This is a genomic window from Nonomuraea dietziae, assembly GCF_014195505.1.
Classification (GTDB): Bacteria; Actinomycetota; Actinomycetes; order Streptosporangiales; family Streptosporangiaceae; genus Nonomuraea; species Nonomuraea roseola.
In genome coordinates, this window is the sequence record NZ_JACIBV010000001.1 from 6499693 (window position 1) to 6519959 (window position 20267).

The 20267-nt window shown below is 69.2% G+C and carries 19 protein-coding genes; 10 read left to right on the forward strand and 9 right to left on the reverse strand.

The window, feature by feature from the left end:
- Positions 1–50 precede the first annotated feature (50 nt).
- The 3 genes from FHR33_RS31130 to FHR33_RS31140 are packed head-to-tail and all read right to left on the reverse strand — an operon-like array spanning position 51 to position 2179.
- Entirely contained in the window at positions 51–938 is an 888-nt protein-coding gene (locus tag FHR33_RS31130; protein WP_183655245.1) for a hypothetical protein, read from the reverse strand.
- A complete protein-coding gene (locus FHR33_RS31135; protein WP_246452242.1) occupies positions 935–1252 on the reverse strand; it encodes a PadR family transcriptional regulator in 318 nt (105 codons plus the stop codon). The genes FHR33_RS31130 and FHR33_RS31135 overlap by 4 nt, the downstream gene beginning before the upstream one ends.
- 54 nt (positions 1253–1306) lie before the next feature.
- Complete coding sequence (locus FHR33_RS31140) at positions 1307–2179, reverse strand: hypothetical protein (RefSeq protein WP_183655251.1); 873 nt, start codon at positions 2177–2179, stop codon at positions 1307–1309.
- Between the two features lie 285 nt (positions 2180–2464).
- Between FHR33_RS31140 and ilvA the strand changes: the two genes are divergently transcribed.
- Positions 2465–3679: a threonine ammonia-lyase gene (gene ilvA / locus FHR33_RS31145; RefSeq protein WP_183655254.1), complete on the forward strand. Its 1215-nt coding sequence runs from the start codon at positions 2465–2467 to the stop codon at positions 3677–3679.
- Between the two features lie 104 nt (positions 3680–3783).
- Here ilvA and FHR33_RS31150 read toward each other — a convergent pair whose 3' ends face one another.
- Positions 3784–5229, reverse strand: a complete 1446-nt coding sequence (locus FHR33_RS31150) for a M1 family metallopeptidase (RefSeq protein ID WP_183655258.1) — start codon at positions 5227–5229, stop codon at positions 3784–3786.
- Between the two features lie 271 nt (positions 5230–5500).
- Positions 5501–6601 (reverse strand): 4-hydroxyphenylpyruvate dioxygenase, encoded by a 1101-nt coding sequence (hppD, locus tag FHR33_RS31160; RefSeq protein WP_183655265.1) that lies wholly within the window; start codon positions 6599–6601, stop codon positions 5501–5503.
- Positions 6602–6668: 67 nt separating this feature from the next.
- Between hppD and FHR33_RS31165 the strand changes: the two genes are divergently transcribed.
- On the forward strand, positions 6669–7154 hold the full coding sequence (locus tag FHR33_RS31165; RefSeq protein WP_183655268.1) for an Lrp/AsnC family transcriptional regulator: 486 nt from the start codon (positions 6669–6671) through the stop codon (positions 7152–7154).
- A gap of 100 nt (positions 7155–7254) precedes the next feature.
- Positions 7255–9423 carry a transglycosylase domain-containing protein gene (locus FHR33_RS31170; protein WP_183655271.1) on the forward strand — a complete coding sequence of 723 codons (2169 nt, stop codon included), beginning with the start codon at positions 7255–7257 and terminating at the stop codon, positions 9421–9423.
- Here FHR33_RS31170 and FHR33_RS31175 read toward each other — a convergent pair.
- Positions 9403–11403, reverse strand: coding sequence for a thioredoxin domain-containing protein (locus FHR33_RS31175; RefSeq protein ID WP_183655274.1), 2001 nt, complete (start codon positions 11401–11403; stop codon positions 9403–9405). The genes FHR33_RS31170 and FHR33_RS31175 overlap by 21 nt on opposite strands.
- A 94-nt stretch (positions 11404–11497) precedes the next feature.
- On the opposite strand from FHR33_RS31175, the gene FHR33_RS31180 reads away from it, so the two are divergent.
- A complete protein-coding gene (locus tag FHR33_RS31180) occupies positions 11498–12643 on the forward strand; it encodes a hypothetical protein (protein WP_312895797.1) in 1146 nt (381 codons plus the stop codon).
- A 102-nt stretch (positions 12644–12745) separates the two neighbouring features.
- On the opposite strand, the gene FHR33_RS31185 is transcribed toward FHR33_RS31180, so the two are convergent.
- From FHR33_RS31185 to mca, 3 genes are read right to left on the reverse strand one after another with little or no spacing between them, the layout of a single operon-like run.
- On the reverse strand, positions 12746–13024 hold the full coding sequence (locus tag FHR33_RS31185; protein ID WP_183655280.1) for a GNAT family N-acetyltransferase: 279 nt from the start codon (positions 13022–13024) through the stop codon (positions 12746–12748).
- Positions 13021–13152 carry a hypothetical protein gene (locus tag FHR33_RS52000; protein WP_281388192.1) on the reverse strand — a complete coding sequence of 44 codons (132 nt, stop codon included), beginning with the start codon at positions 13150–13152 and terminating at the stop codon, positions 13021–13023. The genes FHR33_RS31185 and FHR33_RS52000 overlap by 4 nt, the downstream gene beginning before the upstream one ends.
- 33 nt (positions 13153–13185) lie before the next feature.
- On the reverse strand, positions 13186–14070 hold the full coding sequence (gene mca / locus FHR33_RS31190) for a mycothiol conjugate amidase Mca (protein ID WP_183655283.1): 885 nt from the start codon (positions 14068–14070) through the stop codon (positions 13186–13188).
- A 135-nt stretch (positions 14071–14205) separates the two neighbouring features.
- On the opposite strand from mca, the gene FHR33_RS31195 reads away from it, so the two are divergent.
- From FHR33_RS31195 to FHR33_RS31220, 6 genes are all read left to right on the forward strand, one after another.
- Entirely contained in the window at positions 14206–14622 is a 417-nt protein-coding gene (locus tag FHR33_RS31195) for a DUF4307 domain-containing protein (RefSeq protein ID WP_183655286.1), read from the forward strand.
- 100 nt (positions 14623–14722) lie between these two features.
- Positions 14723–15223 carry a transcription elongation factor GreA gene (greA, locus tag FHR33_RS31200; RefSeq protein ID WP_183655289.1) on the forward strand — a complete coding sequence of 167 codons (501 nt, stop codon included), beginning with the start codon at positions 14723–14725 and terminating at the stop codon, positions 15221–15223.
- Positions 15224–15234: 11 nt separating this feature from the next.
- A complete protein-coding gene (locus tag FHR33_RS31205) occupies positions 15235–16509 on the forward strand; it encodes a C40 family peptidase (protein WP_183655292.1) in 1275 nt (424 codons plus the stop codon).
- A 62-nt stretch (positions 16510–16571) separates the two neighbouring features.
- The gene (gene abmR / locus FHR33_RS31210; RefSeq protein ID WP_183655294.1) at positions 16572–17135 is read left to right on the forward strand and encodes an ATP-binding transcription factor AbmR; all 564 of its coding nucleotides are present in this window, start codon (positions 16572–16574) and stop codon (positions 17133–17135) included.
- A 190-nt stretch (positions 17136–17325) separates the two neighbouring features.
- A complete protein-coding gene (locus tag FHR33_RS31215; protein WP_183655297.1) occupies positions 17326–19116 on the forward strand; it encodes a phosphoenolpyruvate carboxykinase (GTP) in 1791 nt (596 codons plus the stop codon).
- Between the two features lie 174 nt (positions 19117–19290).
- Entirely contained in the window at positions 19291–20265 is a 975-nt protein-coding gene (locus FHR33_RS31220) for a TIGR04222 domain-containing membrane protein (protein WP_183655301.1), read from the forward strand.
- Positions 20266–20267: the final 2 nt, after the last annotated feature.

Genomic DNA, 20267 nt, shown 5'->3' on the forward strand with positions numbered 1-20267 from the left:
AACTCCTTGTTTTCGGGCATGGCGAAGAGAGCTCGTGGCGCTGACGAGGATCAGAGAAGGATGCGACGCCTGGCTCGGAACGGCACGGCGGCCGCCAGGGCGGTGAGGACGATCAGGAGTCCCCAGTGAGCGAGATCCTGCCGCTGGAGGAACTGGTGGTTCTCTGCGAGGACGGCGCTGGCGGGCAGCAGGTAGGCCCCCGCCGCGATCGCCCAGCGGGGATCGGCGGTGAGGTGGCCCGCGTAGGCCGCGACGCTCAGCAGCGCGACTTCGAGGAAGACCCTCGTCATCGCCATGGGCGAGCCCGCGACGATGTCGAGCCCCGCGGGGTCGGCGCCCGCCACCAGCGGTACGGCGGCCAGCCACCACCACGAACGGCTCTTCGGCCGCTCACCCCTGGTGGCCAGGATCACCAGGCCGAGGACGATCAGGAGGTTGGCGGTCAGCGGGGCCACGGGACCGCCGTTGCCGTACAGCGCCGGCCCCTGCCACAGCCCGTCCGGGAAGACGGGCAGCAGCGTCGCGTCCAGCCACGGCTGACCCATGGTGATCCCAGTGATCTTGAAGGCGACCAGCCCGGCGAAGGGCAGGGCCAGGCGCGGCAGGCCGCGCAGGACCAGCAGGAGGCTGACGGCCGACAGCCCCAGCCACAGCGGCACGCTCGTGGCGTAGGGGATGAGCACCGCGAGGTTGACCAGAGTCAGCGCCACGACGGCCAGGTGCAACCCGTCCACCCAGGCGGGCCCCTGTGCCGCCGTGATGATGCGGGTGCGCAGCCCGCCGACGACCAGCGCGACGGCCTCGCGGAGAGGTGGCAGCGCCTGGCCCGGCTTCGCGTTGTCCATCAGGACGTCGAGGAGCTCGTCCCCGTAGTCGGCCCGGTAGCCGCAGGGATAGGCCCTGAGCAGCCAGCGGTAGCGCCGCTCGAGAGAGGTCATCCGAACGTCGCCCCCAGGCTGCGGCGGCCCGTGACCACGGCTGCCGCCTGCTGCATGCGCCTGGCCTCCGCCTCGACCATGCCGCTGCCCTCGTCGGTGATCCTGAAGTAGCGCCGTTTGCGGCCGTTGACGACCTCCTCGCGCTCGACGGTGATGACGCCGTTGGCGGCCAGCCTGTCGAGCGCGCCGTAGAGCGTGCCTACGGCCAGGGTGATCCTTCCCTGCGAGAGGTCCACGACCTTCTTGATGATCGCGTGTCCGTGGAGCGGGCCGTCCAGGAGTGCGGCGAGGACAAAGTAGGTCTGCTCACTCAAACCGGATGATCCCTTAGACATAGCGCAAAACGTACTTCGTTCGGCGAAGTATCGTCAAGGTGTGCCCTCCATGCCGTACTCCAGGTCGATCCTCCTGCGGATCTCCTGTTCTTTGGGCAGGTAGGCGGCGTAGAAGTCCCTGCCGCACTCGAGGTCGTCGAGCGCGACCTTGATCTCCTTGGTGAGGTACGGCCTGGCCTGCTCGGCCGTCAGCGTCGGCTCGTAGTACGTGCCGGGTTCGAGCTTGCTGTCGTCGACGTCGTCGGTCTTGCCCAGCTGGACCACCTGGGCGCGGATCTCGGCCGAGCCCCGCTGGGCGATCGCGGTGGGGTTGGACTTGCCCACCCTGTAGCCCTTGCCCGTCAGGCAGTCGGCCATGGCCTTGGCCTTCTCGGCCAGCGCGGGATCGCTGTCGAGCTCGCGCGCCAGCGCCTGGGTCTTCGCCTTGTCGGCCTGCTCGAAGTGGTCCATCATCGACTTCACCTCCTTCCCTGTGATCTTCTTCATGATGGTCGCGTAGCAGGCTTCCGAGGCGCTCTGGTAGGACTTGCGCTGCTCCGCGGAGAGTGAGCTCTGAATCGCCCAGTTCGGGTTGATGTCTGGGTTGTCGGGCTTGACCATCGGGTTGTTCTCGTACTCCTTGGGATAGACGTAGAACGAGAAGTGCCCGAACCCGTACTTGGCGCGCTCGGCCCTCATGGACTCGTAGTCGCCGGAGAACGCCTTCTTCCGCTGGTCGCTGAGCTGGATCGGCGGGCTGACGTACGCGACGTACTTGAAGCCCTTCTGCTTCATGCAGGTGGCCATCTCGGCCTCCTTGCGCTGCTCGACTCCCTGAGCCTCGGGGCTGGGCGCCGCGGTCTGCGCGGCGGTGCCGCCGCAGCCGACCGCCAGGGCGAGGACGAGCAGCGCCGTCGCGCGCCTCACTGGCCGGGCTCCGTGTCGATCACGGCCAGGAGGGAGGGCCGCTTCGGGATGAACATGAGGGAGAGCTCCTTACCACGCTCGAGGTCGTCGAGCGCGCTTCCGGTCATGGGTGCATACTGCGATCCGGATCACGGTGTGCGGAGCGATCGCAAAGCGGGACTGATCGCTTGGCACGGAAAGGACCATACTTCGGCTGACGAAGTATGGTCAAGCGGGACATCCGTGACCGCCTGCCCTCGAGCTCGCCAGGATCGGGCGGGGGAGCGGTGGTGGGAGACTTGCCGCATGGTGTTCGCGCAGGTGACCCTCGACGACGTGGTGGCCGCACGTGAGCTGCTCGCGGGGGTGGTCGTGCCGACCCCTGTGCTGCGGTCGCGGATCCTGTCGGAGATCGTCGGCGGCCCCGTGCATCTCAAGTGCGAGAACCTCCAGCGGGCCGGCTCGTTCAAGGTCCGCGGCGCCTACGTCCGCATCGCCAAGCTGACCGACGACGACAGGCGGAGGGGCGTGGTGGCCGCCAGCGCGGGCAACCACGCGCAGGGCGTGGCGCTGGCCTCGGGCCTGGTCGGCACGAGGGCGACGGTCTACATGCCGGAGGCGGCGCCGCTGCCCAAGGTCGAGGCGACGCAGGCCTACGGGGCCGAGGTCGTGCTCGGCGGCGAGAGCGTCGACGTGGCGCTCGCGAGGGCGAAGGAGCACGCCGAGCGGACCGGCGCGGTGTTCATCCATCCGTTCGACCACCCCGACGTCATCGCCGGTCAGGGCACGATCGGGCTCGAGATCGTCGAGCAGCTCCCCGAAGCGGGCACGATCGTGCTCGGCATCGGAGGGGGAGGGCTGGCCGCAGGGGTGGCGCTGGCGGTCAAGTCGCTGCGCCCGGGCGTGCGCATCGTGGGGGTCCAGGCGGAGCAGGCCGCCGCCTACCCCGCCTCACTGGCCATGGGCGAGCCCGTCGTCGTGGACCCTTCGGGCACGATGGCCGACGGCATCGCGGTGGGCCGCCCCGGCGAGCTGCCCTTCGAGATGATCCACTACCTGGTCGACAGCGTGGTGACGGTGTCGGAGGAGGAGATCTCCAGGGCGCTCGTCCTGTGCGTCGAGCGCGCCAAGCTCGTGGTCGAGCCCGCGGGCGTGGTGGGCGTGGCGGCCCTGCTGGCCCATCCGCACGCCTTCGAGCCGCCCGTGGTGGCCGTGCTGTCGGGCGGCAACATCGACCCGCTGCTGCTGTCGAAGGTGCTCAGGCACGGCCTGGCCGCCGCGGGGCGCTACCTGACCGTGCGGATCAGGATGTCCGACCGTCCCGGCGCGCTCGCGCGGCTGCTCGGCACGCTCGGCGAGCTGCGCGCCAACGTGATCGACATCGCCCACGAGCGGGTCAACGCGCGCCTGCACGTCGACGAGGTCGAGGTCAAGCTGCAGGTCGAGACTCGCGGCCAGGCCCACTCCGACGAGGTGCTCGGCGCGCTGGGGAACGAGGGCTACAAGGTCTTCGTCGGCTGAAGGGCCGATCCAGGCCTCGGACGGTTCACCGGCCGATCAGCGGGCCGTACTCGTCCATCACTCTGGCCGGCATGCTGGACAAGAGACTCCGTTCAACGGAGCTCTTACAGGGCCGGCTTGCCCTTGTTGAAGAGCCAGGCGTCGAAGAGCTGGTCGAGCTGCTTGCCCGACGTCTTCTCCGCCAGCGCGACGAACTCGGGGGTGGTGACGTGTCCGTACTTGTGGTCCTGGGCCCACTCCTTGAGCAGCGTGAAGAAGGCGGTGTCGCCGACGGCCGTGCGCAGCGCGTGCAGCGTCATGGCGCCGCGGATGTAGACCGACTCGTTGAACAGGTCGTTCGGCTTCGCCTGGCCAGGCGGGTAGGCCCACATCGCGTTGCCGGCCGGCTTGGCATAGTAGGTGTCGAACAGGCTCTGCGCGCTCGCCCTGCCCCTGTGCTCCGACCACAGCCACTCGGCGTAGGTGGCGAAGCCCTCGTTGAGCCACAGGTCCTTCCATCGCTTGATGGACAGGCTGTCGCCGTACCACTGGTGGGCCAGTTCGTGGGCGATGATGCTCTCGTCGGGCTTGAAGCCCCCGTACATCGGCTTGGTCTGGTTCTCCAGCGCGTAGCCCGCGGCGAAGTCGTCGACCACGCCGCCGGTGGAGGAGAAGGGGTAGGGGCCGAAGACCGTGCTCCAGTGGTCGGTGATCTCGCCCGTGACGGTGTGGAGGTTGGCGAGCGTGCTGCGGTACTTCGGATCGACGGCGGCCAGGTTGGGAACGCCCTTCGCCGTCCTGCCCTCACGCAGCTCGAACTTGCCGAGCGTCATCGTCGCCAGGTAGGTCACCATCGGATGCCGCTCCGACCAGGTGAAGGTGGTCTTGCCCCCGCTGGTGACCGGCTTCTTTGTCAGCTCCCCGTTGGCCAGGGCGGTCAGGCCCTCGGGCACGGTCAGTTCGAAGTCGAAGCGGGCCTTGTCGGCCGGATGGTCGTTGGAGGGGAACCACGTCTTGGCGCCGTTGGGCTGACAGGTGACGTAGGCGCCGTCGGTGGTGGGGATGAACCCGTAGGTGCCCAGGTTGGAGGAGTCCTTGACCGGCTGGGGAACCCCCTCGTAGGTGACCGTGACGGTGAAGGGGCCGCCCTTGGCCAGGGGCGCGGCCGGCGTCACCGACAGCTCGTCGCCGCTGCGCGTGAACGTCGCCGGCTTGCCCGCGACGCTCACCTTCCCCACGTCGAAGCCCTTCAGGTCGAGGTTGAAGCGCCGCAGGGACTGTGTGGCCTTCGCCTCGATCGAGACGTTTCCCGTCAGGTGCTTGGTGGCGGGGTCGTAGCCCATCTTCAGCCGGTAGCGCGAGACGTCGTAGCCGCCGTTGCCGTCGAGAGGGAAGTCAGGGTCGCCGATGCCCCGCGCGCCCCACTCCTGGCCCGACCGCGTGGGCGCGGGAGTCTGGGCGGTGGCAGTGGGAGTCGCGTCTCCGTCGGCGTTGGCGGAAAGAAGCGCATCCACGTTGGAGGGGGCGCAGGCGACCGCGCCCAGGAGCAGTACGAGCAGAGCGGAACGCATGGGTAACAAGCCTACGCGAGCAATCGTCGCTGGTCAGGCATCTACAGCAAGCGTCTTGACCGCCTTGTCGCGCAGGGGCTGCTCGCGCCGGTCGAACAGGACCCAACCATCGCCAAGAGGCTCAAACGGCACAGGGCGGTCAGAACGGCGGCGACCAGAAGCCTGATCGCCGCCTGCCCGACCGTGGCCGGCCGGCCCCTGTCGGTGACCACCCGCATCCCGAACAGCTTCCTGCCCGGCCTCTGCCCCCGCGCAGGTGGGGGGCAGAGATCTACAGGTTGCCGCGGCGCTCCTGCTCGCGCTCGATCGCCTCGAACAGCGCCTTGAAGTTGCCCTTGCCGAATCCGAGCGAGCCGTGCCGCTCGATCAGCTCGAAGAAGACCGTCGGGCGGTCCTGCACCGGCTTGGTGAAGATCTGCAGCAGGTAGCCGTCCTCGTCGCGGTCGACGAGGATCTTGCGCTTCTTCAGCTCCTCGATCGGCGCCCTTACCTTGCCGATCCTGGCGCGCAGCTCGGGGTCGTCGTAGTAGGAGTCGGGGGTGTCGAGGAAGTCGACGCCCGCCGCCCTCATGTTGTCGACGGTGGTGAGGATGTCGTTGGTGGCCAGGGCGATGTGCTGCACGCCCGGACCGCCGTAGAACTCCAGGTACTCGTCGATCTGCGACTTCTTGCGGCTGATGGCCGGCTCGTTGAGCGGGAACTTCACCTTGCGCGTGCCGTCCGCCACGACCTTCGACATCAGCGCGGAGTACTCGGTGGCGATGTCGTCGCCGACGAACTCCGCCATGTTGGTGAAGCCCATCACGCGCTTGTAGAACTCCACCCACTCGTCCATCTTGCCGAGCTCGACGTTGCCCACGCAGTGGTCGACGGCCTGGAAGAAGCGCTTGGCGGGCGGCTGCGTGATCGGCTCGGCCGCGCGGTAGCCGGGCAGGTAGACGCCCGAGTAGTTGGAGCGGTCGACGAGGGTGTGCCTGGTCTCGCCGTAGGTGGCGATGGCCGCGATCACCACCTTGCCGTCCTCGTCCTCCATCGTGTACGGCGCGGCGAGCCCGCGGGCCCCCTGCGCGACGGCGTGCTCGTAGGCCGCCTCGACGTCGGGCACCTCGATGGCCAGGTCGATCACGCCGTCGCCGTGCTCGGCGACATGGCGGGCCATCTCCGTGCCGGGGCGCACCGACGAGCGGAGCTCGAACCGCGCGCCGCCCGAGGCCAGGACGTAGGCGACCTCGTCCCTGCTGCCGTTCTCTGGGCCGCGGTAGGCCACCAGCCTCATCCCGAAAGCGGTGGAGTAGTAGTGGGCCGCCTGCTTGGCGTTGCCCACGGCGAACACCACGGCATCCATGCCTTTGACCGGAAACACGTCGCTCATACAGGTAACTGTTGATTTGCATGGACGGTCTGCGCAACTGTCACTTGAAACAGTGGACAATCTGTCCATGACCATCGACGAACTGGACGCCAAACTGCTCAGTCTGCTCGCCACCGAGCCGCGCCTGGGCGTGCTGGAGTACTCCCGAAGGCTCGGCGTCGCCCGCGGCACGGTGCAGGCGAGACTCGACCGCATGATCGCCAGAGGGGTCATCGCCGGGTTCGGGCCCGACGTGTCGCCGACCGCACTGGGCTACGACGTGACCGCGTTCGTGACGATGGAGATCAGACAGGTCAGCGGGCACGATCCGGTCGCCGACCGCCTCGCGCACATCCCCGAGGTGCTGGAGGTCCACACCATCACCGGCGGCAGCGACCTGCTGTGCAGGGTCGTCGCGCGGAGCAACTCCGACCTGCAGCGCGTCATCGACCAGATCGTTGACGTCCAGGGTGTTCTGCGAACCTCGTCGGTCATCGTGCTGGACACACCCGTCCCATACCGAGTTCTGCCATTGGTCGCCGATGTCCCCCGGCGGAGCGCCCGAAAGCCCTAGCATCGTTACCGATCGTTTATTCTTGGCCTTCCGCCCAGCTGACGGGGGTTTGCTGAGCTTGCGATCGGGGGCGCTTGTGCGGATCGGTGGGGACAAGGGCATGCGGAAGCGACGGATCCTTCGCTACGTGGGCATCGCGTTCGGGGTCGGCCTCGTCGCGATGATCGGCCTGTTCGGGGTGGCCTGGGCGATGACCCCCATCCCCGACAGCACGCAGAAGGAGGCCACCGCCCAGGGCTCGGTGATCTACTACCGCGACGGCAAGAGCGTGCTGGCCAAGCAGGGCGTCAACCGCAGGAACGTCAAGCTGGAGCAGGTCCCCGAGCACGTGCGCGACGCGGTGATCGCCGCCGAGAACCGGTCCTTCTACACCGACAGCGGCGTGTCCTTCAAGGGAACGGCCCGCGCCGTCTGGTCCACCGTCACGGGCAAGCAGCTGCAGGGCGGCTCCACCATCACTCAGCAGATGGTCCGCAACTACTACAGCGGTCTCAGCCAGGAACGCTCGATCACCAGGAAGTTCAAGGAGATCCTGATCTCCATCAAGGTCGACCAGTCCAAGTCGAAGGACTGGGTGCTGGAGCAGTACCTCAACACCATCTACTTCGGCAGGGGCGCCAACGGCGTCCAGGCCGCGGCCCAGGCCTACTTCGGCAAGGACGTCGCCAAGCTCTCGGTGTCGGAGGGCGCCTACCTGGCCGCGGTCATCCAGCAGCCCAGCAGGTTCGCCGACCCCCAGGGCGCCGACCTCGACGCGGCCAGGACCAGGTGGAAGGCGATCGTCGACGCCATGACGCAGACCAAGGCGATCACCCCCGAGCAGGCGGCGGCCCAGGTCTTCCCCAAGCTGGCCGCGCCCAAGGCCGCCTTCAGCCTGAAGGGCCAGGCCCAGGTCATGGTCGACAGGGTCCGTGAGGAGCTCCACGCCCGCGGCTACACCGACGAGGACATCAACGGCGGCGGCCTGAAGATCGTCACGACCTTCGACAAGAACCTCATGGCGGCGGCCGAGCGCGCGGTGAAGGCCGTCGTGCCGTCCGGCACGTCCAAGAAGATCCGCACCGGCCTGGCCGCCGTCGACCCCGCGACGGGCGAGGTCGTCGCCTTCTACGGGGGGCCCAAGGACCAGTCGTGGGACAACGCCTTCTCCGCCAAGGTGCAGGCGGGCTCGACGTTCAAGCCGTACACGCTGGCCGCCGCGCTCGAGAACGGCCTCAGCCTGTCCACCACGGTCGACGGCAACTCGCCCATCACCGTGCCGGGCGCCTCCCAGCCCATCCCCAACGACAGCGGACGCTCCTACGGTCACATCAACCTGGTGAGCGCCACGCAGAACTCCGTCAACACCGCCTTCGTCGACCTGGGCCAGAAGGTCGGCCTGGACAAGGTGGCCAAGGTCGCCGAGGCGGCCGGCATCCCCGCCGGCCAGCTCGAACCGCACAAGGCGGCCGCCTCCTTCCCCCTGGGCGTGGCCTCGGTCAGCGCCGTGCAGAACGCCTCGGGCTTCGCCAGCCTCGCCAACGGCGGCGTCCACATGGAGACCCACGTCATCAAGTCGGTGACCGACTCCTACGGCAAGAGGTCCGTCGTCAAGCCCAAGTCGACGACCGTGGTCGGCAAGCAGGCCGCCGCCGACGCGATCTACGCCATGGAGCAGGTCGTCAAGTACGGCACCGGCACCGGCGCCCGCCTCTACGACAGGCCCGTCGCGGGCAAGACCGGCACCACCGACAGCTCGGGCGCCGTCTGGTTCAACGGTTTCACCCCGCAGCTGGCCACCGCGGTCAACATGTTCCGCGACGACAACAAGACCGTCGAGATCCCCGGGTACGGCGTGCAGTTCGGCGGCCAGTTCCCCGCGCGGATCTGGAAGGCGTTCATGACCGAGGCCATGGCGGGCAAGCCGGTCGAGCAGTTCCCCGAGCCCTCCCAGTACGGCGCGGACTCCTGGGACTACCGCGGCGAGGGTGACGACGTCGGCGACGGCTACGACCAGCGCGACAACGGCGACTGGAACGAGCGATGGAACGGCGACGGCAGCGACGACCAGCAGTTCACCTCGCCGCCTGCCTCGCCGCCCGACTCCTCGACGCCTGAGACCCCTGACACTCCTGTCATTCCCGAGGAGACCGACAGGGGCGACGCCAACAACGACGAACAGCAGTCCGACCAGCAGTCGAACCGGCCCGCACGACCCGACGGCCCCGATCCGAACCCCACGACGGGGCCGGGCGAGCTGGAAGACGCCTCAACGCCCGGCGACCGCTAGCTCCGCGCGCAGCTCGGCGGGCGTGGTCACCGGCAGACGGCAGGTGAAGCCTCTGCAGACGTAGGCGGCGGGAGCGCCGTCGACGAGCCCGCGCCCTTCCAGCAGCGGCACGGTCCCCGCGGCGCCGTCCCGGGCTCCCCGCGTGTCCGCCGTTCCCCACGCGTCCTCGGGTCCGAGGGCCACGACCAGGCCGGGGACGTCCGCCAGAAGCGCCGCCCTGTGCAGCTGGGCGGTGCGAGGGTCGTCGGGAGGCCCGACGACGGCCACCTCGACGGGCCCGGCCAGCGCCGCGCGCGCCACGGCCAGCCCCCATCCCGCGAACCTGGCGTGCCCTGTGGCCAGCACCGAGACCGTGCCCAGCGCCGCCTCAGCCGCCTGCCTGTGCCGCGAGGAGCCGGTGAGCGCGGCGTAGGACAGCAGGGCTCCCGCCGCGGCGAACTGCCCCGACGGCGTGGCGTTGTCCGCGGGGTCCTGCGGACGCTGGAAGAGCCGCTCGGCGTCGTCCGCGGTGTCGAAGAAGCCGCCGCGGCCGTCGGCGAAGCGGTCGAGCACCACGTCGAGCAGGCGGCCCGCCAACTCGAACCAGCGCGTCTCGCCTGTGACGCCGTAGAGCGTGATCAGGCCCTCCGCCAGGTTCGCGTAGTCCTCGAGCACCCCTGCGTTGTGCCCCGGCCGCCCGTCACGGGAGGTCCTGAGCAGCCTGCCGTCCGTGACGTGCGTGCCGGCCAGGAGAGCCGCGGCCGCGCTCGCCGCCTCGACCAGGTCGGGACGTTCGAAGACGGTTCCCGTCTCGGCGAGGGCGGCGATGACCAGGCCGTTCCACGAGGCGACCACCTTGTCGTCGCGGCCAGGCCGTACGCGTAGGTCCCTGGCGGCCATCAGCCTGGCCCGCACGCGCTCGTACCTGCCGGTGTCGTCGGGGTCCTCCAGCAGCTGCAGCACCGAGGCGCCGTGTTCGAAGGTGCCCTTCACCTCGAACAGCTCGACGGCCCACTGCGCGTCCTCGCCCAGCGCCTCGCGCAGTTGCGCGGGGGTCCAGACGTAGAACCTGCCCTCCTCGCCCTCGCTGTCGGCGTCGAGCGCCGAGGCGAACCCGCCCTCGGGGGTGCGCATCTCGCGCAGCAGCCAGTCGGCCGTCTCCAGCGCCACCCGGCGAGCCAGCGGGGCTCCCGTGGCCTTCCACCAGTGCGTGTAGACCCTGAGCAGCAGCGCGTTGTCGTAGAGCATCTTCTCGAAGTGCGGCACCACCCACTCCGCGTCGACGCTGTAGCGCGCGAAGCCGCCGCCGAGCTGGTCGTAGATCCCGCCCCTCGCCATCGCTTCGAGCGTCCTGTCGGACATGGCGCGCTCGCCGCTTCTCAGCAGGAACTCCAGCACCATCGACGGGGGGAACTTCGGCGCGCCGCCGAAGCCGCCGCGCGCCGGGTCGAAGGAGCGCTCCAGGTTCGCGACGGCCCGTTCGAGCGTCTCCTCGGTCGGCAGCGCGCCGCCGGGCAGGGCCGTGCCGCTGTTGAGCGCCTCGACGACCTTCGACCCCTGTTCGAGCACCTGCTCCCTGTCGCCCGTCCAGGCGTTGTGCACACCGACGAGCAGCCGCTGGAACTGCGGCCTCGGGAAGTAGGTGCCGCAGTAGAAGGGGTGACCCTCGGGGGTGGCGAAGACCGTCATCGGCCAGCCGCCGTGCTGCGTCATGGCCTGCGTGGCGCTCATGTAGACGGCGTCGACGTCGGGCCGCTCCTCGCGGTCCACCTTCACGTTGACGAAGTGCGCGTTCATGAGCCGCGCGGTCTCGTCGTCCTCGAAGCTCTCGTGCGCCATGACATGACACCAGTGGCAGGCCGAGTAGCCCACCGAGATCAGCAGCGGCACGTCGCGCCGCCTGGCCTCCTCGAACGCCTCCTCGCCCCATTCGAACCAGTCGACCGGGTTGGCGGCGTGCTGCTGGAGGTAGGGGCTGGTGGCGTGCTGCAGCCTGTTCATGTCTCCAGCCTCTCACGCGCGAGAGGGGGGCCGAAGGCCGCGCGGCGCGCTGCTTCTTCGACTCATGGGCACGTCGGGGCGTAGGTTACCGAACGTGGACCTTGACTTCGTGAGCGCTCACGCGGGGCGCCCCGCCACCGGACTGACCCGCAGGGACGTGGCGCGCGCGCTGCTGGCCGTACCCTCGGGTGTGGCCCTCGTGGCCATGCCCGACCTGCGCAGAGCCATGCTGGCCGTGGGCAACCCGCTGTCGGTCACCTTCTGGGAGAGCGCGAGGAGCACGCTCAGCGCGATCGAGTCGGGCAAGGCCACCGTCGGCGAGGTCCAGCGCTGGCTGGAGGCGACGGGCAGCGAGCCGATCCTGCTCACGCCCAGCTACTTCGTCTGGCCGGAGGAGGACGAGCGAGGCCCCGTCGCCGAGGAGATGCACGCCAGGTTCGTCACCTACCTGGAGGAGCGCATCGAGGCGGGCGAGATCGACCCCGACCTCCTGGCCAGGGGCGACACGGCGGCCCGCACCGCCTACGAGGAGCTGCAGGAGCGCTGGCTCAACACACCGCTGCCCGACGGCAGGGTGCCGAGCGTGGTGGTGAGCGACGAGCAGGACGAGGAGCTGTTCGCCGCATGGGACGAAGAGGAGGCCTACGCGCTCGCCGAGCTGCGGCGGATCCTGTCCGAGCTGCCCCAACGCCCTGAACTGCCCGAAGCCGACCTGCGACTGGCCGCCGCGAGGCTGCGCGAGATGCTCGCCTTCCCCGGCTACCCGGGCAACGTGCTGCGGGCCTGCGCGGGGTTCGAGGGCGGCCTCATCCCCGACGACGACCGTGAGCTGTGGCTGGCCGTCGTCGCGGGCATCGCGGGCCCCATCTCCGACCTCGACGACGACGGCGGCGAGGAGGACGAGGAGCTCGAGGAGGAGCTCAGCCACGAGGAGGCGGTCCTCGCCGCCCTGTGCGCCATCCACCACGCCGACTGGCTGGCAGCGGTGGCGGCGCTGGCCAGGCTCGGCCCCGGCGTGCTCGCCTCGCCCGAGCGCATCGCCAGGCTCATCGCCGAGTCCGAGGACATCACGGTCGACATGGACGACCCCGACGACCTCGACACCACCGAGACCCTCTTCACGCACGTGGCCGCGCTGTGGGCCTACCTCGGCATCGTCGACGAGGACGACGTGCTGACGCCGCTGGGCTGGTGGGGCCTGCCGCAGGCGCTGGAGCGGGCCTGGTCGCCCGACGACTGAACCACCACCGCGGCGCTCGCCCTGAGGGTTCTACGGGCCCGTCGACCTGGGCGTGCCGGCCACCGAGCCCTCACGCCCCGGTGAGGGGGGCGAGGTTCACGGTCACTCTTCCTCGAGCAGATCCTTGTACTCGGGGTGACGGCTGATGTACCTGGCCACGTAGGGACACAGCGGGCGCACCTTCAGCCCGGTGTCCCTGCTGGCGTCGAGGGCGTGGGCGACCAGCCGGCCTGCCAGCCCCTGCCCTTCGAACTCGGGCTTCACCTCGGTGTGGGTGAAGACGATCGTGGAGGGCAGCAGCTTGTACTCGGCGAACCCGGCGAGCTGTCCATCGACATGGATCTCGAACCGGCTCTCCGCCGAGTTGTCCAGAATTTTCACTTCTTGTCCAGGTCAGCCTCGTGGGGAACCTCGATCTTGGAGATCTGCTTGTTCATCGACTTGATGAGAAGGAACAGCGCGAATCCCATGAGGGCCACGACGGTGAAGCCCAGGATTCCAGGGCTCACGTCACCTATGGCGAAGTACGTCACGGCTCCAGCTTACTTGCAGGCACCCGCGGTCTCCTCGGCGTGTATGCCCGCGAACAGGTCGTCCTCGGGAAGCTCGGTGTCGACGAGCGACCTGGCCAGGTGGTAGTCCTCGGTCGGCCAGATCTCCTGCTGCAGATCCCTCGGGCACACGAACCAGAATCCGTCGGGGTCGACCTGCGTGGCGTGCGCCATCAGCGCCTCGTCGCGGGTGGCGAAGTAGTCGCCGCACGGCACCTTGGTGGTGACGGGCCACTTCTGCGGCCTGTCCTCCCACCTGGCGATCCAGTCGGCGTAGGGCGAGCCCATGCCGCGCTCGTTCATCGCCTCGTGCAGCGCCTCGAACCGCTCCTTGGTGAAGCCCATCTGGTAGTAGAGCTTCAGCGGCTGCCAGGGGTCGCCTGTGCCCGGGTAGCGGTCGGGGTCGCCCGCGGCCTCGAAGGCCTCGACCGAGACCCTGTTGGTCATGATGTGGTCGGGGTGCGGGTAGCCGCCGTCGTCGTCGTAGGTGAGGATGACGTGCGGCCTGAACTCGCGCACGGCCGCCACGAGCGGCGCCGAGGCGATCTCGAGCGGCTGCAGGGCGAAGCAGCCCTCGGGCAGTTCCTCCTCCTCGCTCTCCGGCAGCCCCGAGTCGACGAAGCCGAGGAAGCGCTGCTGGACACCCAGGATCTCGCGCGCGCGATCCATCTCCTTGCGCCGCACCTCGCCGATGTTCTCGACGATCTCGGGCCGGTCCATCTTCGGGTTGAGCACGGAGCCCCGTTCGCCGCCCGTGAGGGTGCAGACCAGGACCTCGACGCCCTCCGCGACATAACGGGCCATCGTCGCGGCGCCCTTGCTCGACTCGTCATCCGGGTGTGCATGGACGGCCATCAGCCTCAGCGGTGCGCTCACTGGCTCGCTGTCTCCTCAGTTCGGACCGGTTCACTCGCCACAAGAGGTTTACTTCTCTTGGGCGGTCGCGGGGGCGGACCCCCGACAGGCGACAATTGTCTCGGACAACACCGGGGAGTGCAGGGAGATTCCGTCATGGCCACCAGAGATGTCGAGAACGGGCCCGTTCTCGGCACACCGGACGACTTCAGCGACCGTCCCGAACGGCAGGGCAGGTTCGTCGTCCACGTCGTGATCGCGATCCTGGTGGCGATCGTGGCGGGCGGCTGGGGCTACGTGATGTGGACCGCCACAGGGCAGGCCACGGTTCCGCAGCAGGTCGTCGCCTTCGACGCGAGCAGACCCGACTCCGCGGGGATCACCTTCGAGATCTCCAGGCCCGCCGGCAAGAGCGTGGTGTGCAGGCTGCGGGCCACCGACGCCAACCATGTAGAAGTCGGCAGCAAGGAAGTAAAGATTCCCGCTGGTGAGGGGTATATCCGACTGAAGGAGCGCCTGGACACCAGTGCCCAGGCCTCGTCAGTCCACATCCAGGCCTGCTATCTCGTATAGTGAGACATTTGGGGAAGCGCTCAAGCGGTAAGGTTGTTAGTCTTTCGCAATTCGCCAACCCAAGTGAACTCAGGGCCCCCTAAGGAAGCAAGGAGAACCCGTGGCCGACTCTCGCGATGAGAACGTCACCTGGCTGACTCAGGAGGCGTATGACCGCCTCAAGGAGGAGTACGACTACCTCTCCGGCCCGGGTCGCGTTGACATCGCCAAGAAGATCGAGGCCGCTCGCGAGGAGGGCGACCTGAAGGAGAACGGCGGCTACCACGCGGCCAAGGATGAGCAGGGCAAGATGGAAGCCCGCATCTTCCACCTCCGTCAGCTCCTTGACAGCGCCAAGGTCGGCGAAGCCCCCAAGACCGAGGGCGTGGTCGGCCCCGGCATGACCGTCACGATCCGCTTCGAGGGTGACGACGACGAGGTCACCTTCCTGCTGGCCTCCCGTGAGGAGACCGGCGCGCCGATCGACGTCTACTCGCCCAAGTCCCCTCTCGGCGCCGCCATCAACGGCAAGAAGATCGGGGAGAAGGCGACCTACGCCATGCCCAACGGCCGTCAGAACACGGTCGAGATCCTCGAGGCCGTGCCGTACATCGGCAACTGACTCCCGAAGAGATGATCCGCCGGGCCCCTGGCCCGGCGGATTTTCCGCATGCGCCCGGCGGCATCAGGCAGGACCTCTCCTTCCTCGTGAACGGCGGCCGCAAGCGCGGGCGCAGGAGGGCGCTGCGCAGCAGGCTCGTCCCCTACATCTCCGTGACGCTGGCCCTGGTGATCGCCGCGGACCTGGCGTTACTCGGGGAGTTCTCCTCCTCGCCCGACGACCCGGGCGCCCACACGGGCGCCGACACGGGCACCGTGACGGCCAGGAAGCTCGCGCCGCAGGAGAACCTCGCGGCCAGGAGCGAGGTCGCGCCGCCCGTGCGGCCGCTCGACAAGCTCCACGAGCCGAGCATGTTCGTGGTGACGCGCAAGCCGCTGCGGCGCGCCACGATGGAGAAGGTCGTCAAGATCAAGGGCATCAGGGCGGTCGAGCTCGCCGACGCCGCCTCGGTCACCATCGACGGCAAGCGCGTGCAGACGCTCGGCGTCGATCCCTCCAGCTTCAGGTCCTACACCCCCAAGGTGACCGCCTCGTCCGACGGCCTGTGGGCCAACGTGGCCGGCGGCGACGTCGCGGTCTCGTTCGTGCTCGGCAACGACGGGGGGCTCACGCTCGGCCGTAGCGTTCCAGGGCCCGGCGGGCAGCTCAGGATCGGCGCCTACGCGACCATGGGGATGGGCGCGGTCGACGCGGTGCTCTCCAGGGACAAGGCCCGCTCGCTCGGCTTCCCGCAGAACAACGCGATCGTGGTGAGCGCCCCCAAGGTCGACACCGCCGCCCTGCGCAGGGCGCTGCTGCGGGTGCTGCCCAAGGGCTCGCAGGTCGCGGCGATCAATCCGGTGCTGGCCGCGCCGAAGAAGGTCACGCAGTGGAGCTCGGGCTCGTTCATGACGGCCCCCCAGCTGACCACGGCGCTCCACGCCGCGGCGGGCAAGCTGGGCAGGCCGTACGTGTGGGGCGCCGAGGGGCCCGACACCTTCGACTGCTCGGGGCTGGTGCAGTGGGCCTTCGCGCAGGCGGGGGTGCGCATGCCGCGCGTCACCCACCAGCAGTGGGTGACGGGGCCACAGGTGCCGCTGTCGCAGGTGCAGCCGGGCGACCTGGTCTTCTGGCGGAGCGATCCCACCAACCCCGGCTACATCTCCCACGTGGCGATCTACTGGGGCAACGGCAAGGTGCTCCAGGCGCCCCGCACGGGTGACGTGGTGAAGATCTCCCCGCTCAGCACGCGCAATCTGGCGGGCATCGTGCGGGTCAGCCCGGCCGTGGCCGCGCGCGTCCGCTAGCCGGATTCCCAACAGGACGATCGGGGCTGGCTCTTGTCTCGTTGATGTGTAATTCTCATTACATGGATACTGACGAAGCAGTCACCCAACTTCGCGGATGGTTCACGGGGCGCCTGCCCGAGGGCTGGTTCGAGGGCCCCCTCACCGTCGTCCTCGACCGCGAGGAGATCGCGGTCGTCGGGGTGCTCCCCGAGCCGGCCGGGCGCAGGAGTTCCGGCGAAGGCGAGGAGCGCGACCATGAACGCGCCGAGTCGGACGTCGAGCGCGCCGCCATGATCGAAGGCCTGATCGGGCGCTTCCGTGAGGAGACCAGGGAGCAGCGCATCGAGATCGCCTCCGAGGCCGAGCGGAAGTTCCGCAGGAAGGTCTCGTGGGGCGTCACGTGCGGCGGCGAGACGGTGATGTTCACCACACTGTCGGTGCCCGTCATGACCCGCCTGCGGCAGCCCGAGCGCCAGGTCCTCGACACTCTGGTGGCCGCGGGAGTGGCCCGCAGCCGCAGCGACGCTCTCGCCTGGTGCGTACGGCTGGTCGGCAAGCACACCGACACCTGGCTGGCCGAGCTGCGCGACGCTTTGCAGCACGTCGACAGGGTGCGGGCAGCGGGTCCCAGGGGAATGGACTGAACCAATCGCCGAATTGGTGTAGACCTTTCATTCTGGTCTGGACCAATTGCATTCTTTAAATCGCTTCTCGGTGGGTAGGGACCCCCTCCATCAAGGCCACAGCCTGCGCAAAGGTCTACTCCAATTCGCCTTTGTCGGCATTAGTCGTTAATGATGACGTGGCCCAGAAAAGAGTGGAGGAGCCGCCGCCGTGTCCCTTTCCGTGGAAGTACACACCCCGACGACCAACCAGAAATTGGTCGACTGGGTGAACGAGATCGCCGCCCTGACGCAACCCGCGCGGATCGAGTGGTGCGACGGCTCAGAGGCCGAATGGACGCGCCTGACGAACCTGCTCGTCGACCAGGGCACCTTCACCCGCCTGGCGAAGCGGCCCAACAGCTTCTACGCCAAGTCCGACCCGAGCGACGTCGCGAGGGTCGAGGACCGCACGTTCATCTGCTCCGAGCGCGAGGAGGACGCGGGCCCGACGAACAACTGGATCGCGCCCGCCGAGATGCGCCAGACCTTCGGCGAGCTGTTCAAGGGCTGCATGCGCGGACGCACGATGTACGTCGTGCCGTTCTGCATGGGTCCGCTGGGCGGGGAGATCTCCCAGCTCGGCGTCGAGATCACCGACTCGCCGTACGTCGCGGTGTCCATGCGGATCATGACGCGCATGGGCGAGGAGGCGCTGCGCCTCATCGAGCGACGCGGTGACTTCGTCAAGGCGGTCCACTCCGTCGGCGCGCCGCTGGCCGAGGGCCAGCAGGACGTGCCGTGGCCGTGCAGCTCCACCAAGTACATCAGCCACTTCCCCGAGACCCGTGAGATCTGGTCGTACGGCTCGGGCTACGGCGGCAACGCGCTGCTGGGCAAGAAGTGCTACGCGCTGCGCATCGCCAGCGTGATGGCGCGCGACGAGGGCTGGCTGGCCGAGCACATGCTCATCCTCAAGCTGACGCCGCCCGAGGGCGAGACGCGCTACGTCGCCGCCGCCTTCCCGAGCGCCTGCGGCAAGACCAACCTCGCCATGCTGCAGCCGACCATTCCCGGCTGGAAGGTCGAGACGATCGGCGACGACATCGCCTGGATGCGCTACGGCGCGGACGGCAGGCTCTACGCGATCAACCCGGAGGCCGGCTTCTTCGGCGTCGCGCCGGGCACCGGCGAGACCACCAACGCCAACGCGGTCAAGACGCTCTGGGGCAACAGCATCTTCACCAACGTCGCCCTCACCGACGACGGCGACGTGTGGTGGGAGGGCCTCACCGACGAGCCGCCCGCGCACCTCACCGACTGGAAGGGCCGTTCGTGGACGCCAGGCTCCGACGAGCCCGCCGCGCACCCGAACGCCCGCTTCACCACCCCTGCCTCCCAGGCGCCGACCATCGCGCCGGAATGGCAGGACCCCAAGGGCGTGCCCATCTCGGCCATCCTGTTCGGCGGGCGCCGCGCCACCGCGGTTCCGCTGGTCACGGAGTCGCTGAGCTGGCAGCACGGCGTCTTCCTCGGAGCCAACGTCGCCTCCGAGAAGACCGCCGCCGCCGAGGGCAAGGTCGGCGAGCTGCGCTACGACCCGTTCGCGATGCTGCCCTTCTGCGGCTACAACATGGGCGACTACTTCGGCCACTGGCTGGCGATGGGCAGGCGCGAAGGCGCCAAGCCGCCGCGCATCTACTACGTCAACTGGTTCCGCAAGGACGACGCGGGCCGCTTCATCTGGCCGGGCTTCGGCGAGAACAGCCGCGTCCTCAAGTGGATCGTCGAGCGACTGAACGGCGAGGCCGAGGCCGTGTCCACGCCGATCGGGCTGCTGCCGAAGACGCTCGACACCGACGGCCTCGACCTGCCGGAGGAGGACCTGCGCACGCTGCTCACCGTCGACCGCGAGGTCTGGCGTGAGGAGGCGGCGCTGATCCCCGCCCACTTCGAGAAGTTCGGCGACCACCTGCCCAAGGAGCTGTGGAGCGAGTACAACGCGCTGCTCGACCGGCTGTGACCTGACGGCCATGCCGGGCGCGCGTCTCCGGCATGGCCGGTCTTCCTGAGAAGGCGGACTTTCCGAGAAGGCGGACTTCTGAGAAGGTCCCCTGTGGGGGAAACTTTCACCCTGGCGCCGAGCGTCTACTTGGTACACGGGGCATCGTCCTCCTTCCCCTCAGGGAGGCAGTACATGGATCTCCTCCTCTTCGTCGTCTCGTTGGTCCTGATCGCCGCCGTCAGCGGCGCCGCCTCGGCCCTCAAGCGTGAGCACGGTAGGGTCCGCTCGGTCGCGGCCAACGCGTCCCCCGGCGACCTCGGCCACTACGAGCTGGCCTACCTCGCGGGAGGCCCCAGGCGGGTGGTGAACACCGCCATCGCGCTCATGGCCAAGGCGGGCGCGCTGCGGGTCTCGCGCGGCGGCACGCTCCACCACGTCGCGTCGGCCTCCTCCTCCGACCCGGTCGAGCGGGCCGTGCTCGACGTGGTCAGGGCCAGGCCGGGCGGAGTCTCGGCCGGTGTGGTCCGCCGCGACGTCGGGAACGGGCCGGTGATGGAGGACCTGCGCCATCACCTCACGCGCGTCGGCCTGCTCGTGCCCGACGGTTCGCTGGTGCCGGTCAGGTCGCGCCTGAACCGGCTCTCGGCGCTGGCCTACCTGTCGGGCGCCCTCGTACCGGTCGCGGCGGTCCTGATGCTCACGGGCGCGATGCCCGCGTGGCCGCTGGGAGTCGGCACGGTGATCGTCTCCACCCTCCTCTCGATCAGCGGGCTGTCGGCGGCCCGCAGGCACCGCCGCGCCCTCGCCAACGTCCTCAGCACGGCGGGCCAGGCCGAGCTGCTCAGGGCTCAGCAGGCGCACGTGCGGGGCGCCGCGATGCCGTACGCGCCCCAGATGGCCTTCGCGATGGCCGTCCCCGTCGCCCTGTACGGCCTGGGTGAGCTCGGCGACCCCACCATGCAGCAGGAACTGCAGAGCGACGAGGACGAGACCCACGCGACCTCCTCAGGCGGCTGCGCGGGAGGTGCCTGCGGCGGCGGCTCGGGGTCGGACAGCAGCTACGGCGGCGCCGACTTCGGCTCGTCCTCCTCCTGCTCGTCGGGCGGCGGAGGAGGCGGTTCCGGCTGCGGCGGCGGTGGGTGCGGCGGCGGCTGCGGCGGCGGGTGACC

Bases quoted from the DNA above. Each gene is read 5' to 3' on its own strand.
- FHR33_RS31130 (WP_183655245.1), bottom strand. From the start codon at position 938: ATGACCTCTCTCGAGCGGCGCTACCGCTGGCTGCTCAGGGCCTATCCC.
- ilvA (WP_183655254.1), top strand. From the start codon at position 2,465: ATGGTGTTCGCGCAGGTGACCCTCGACGACGTGGTGGCCGCACGTGAG.
- FHR33_RS31150 (WP_183655258.1), bottom strand. From the start codon at position 5,229: ATGCGTTCCGCTCTGCTCGTACTGCTCCTGGGCGCGGTCGCCTGCGCC.
- hppD (WP_183655265.1), bottom strand. From the start codon at position 6,601: ATGAGCGACGTGTTTCCGGTCAAAGGCATGGATGCCGTGGTGTTCGCC.
- FHR33_RS31165 (WP_183655268.1), top strand. From the start codon at position 6,669: ATGACCATCGACGAACTGGACGCCAAACTGCTCAGTCTGCTCGCCACC.
- FHR33_RS31170 (WP_183655271.1), top strand. From the start codon at position 7,255: ATGCGGAAGCGACGGATCCTTCGCTACGTGGGCATCGCGTTCGGGGTC.
- FHR33_RS31175 (WP_183655274.1), bottom strand. From the start codon at position 11,403: ATGAACAGGCTGCAGCACGCCACCAGCCCCTACCTCCAGCAGCACGCC.
- FHR33_RS31195 (WP_183655286.1), top strand. From the start codon at position 14,206: ATGGCCACCAGAGATGTCGAGAACGGGCCCGTTCTCGGCACACCGGAC.
- FHR33_RS31205 (WP_183655292.1), top strand. From the start codon at position 15,235: ATGATCCGCCGGGCCCCTGGCCCGGCGGATTTTCCGCATGCGCCCGGC.
- abmR (WP_183655294.1), top strand. From the start codon at position 16,572: ATGGATACTGACGAAGCAGTCACCCAACTTCGCGGATGGTTCACGGGG.
- FHR33_RS31220 (WP_183655301.1), top strand. From the start codon at position 19,291: ATGGATCTCCTCCTCTTCGTCGTCTCGTTGGTCCTGATCGCCGCCGTC.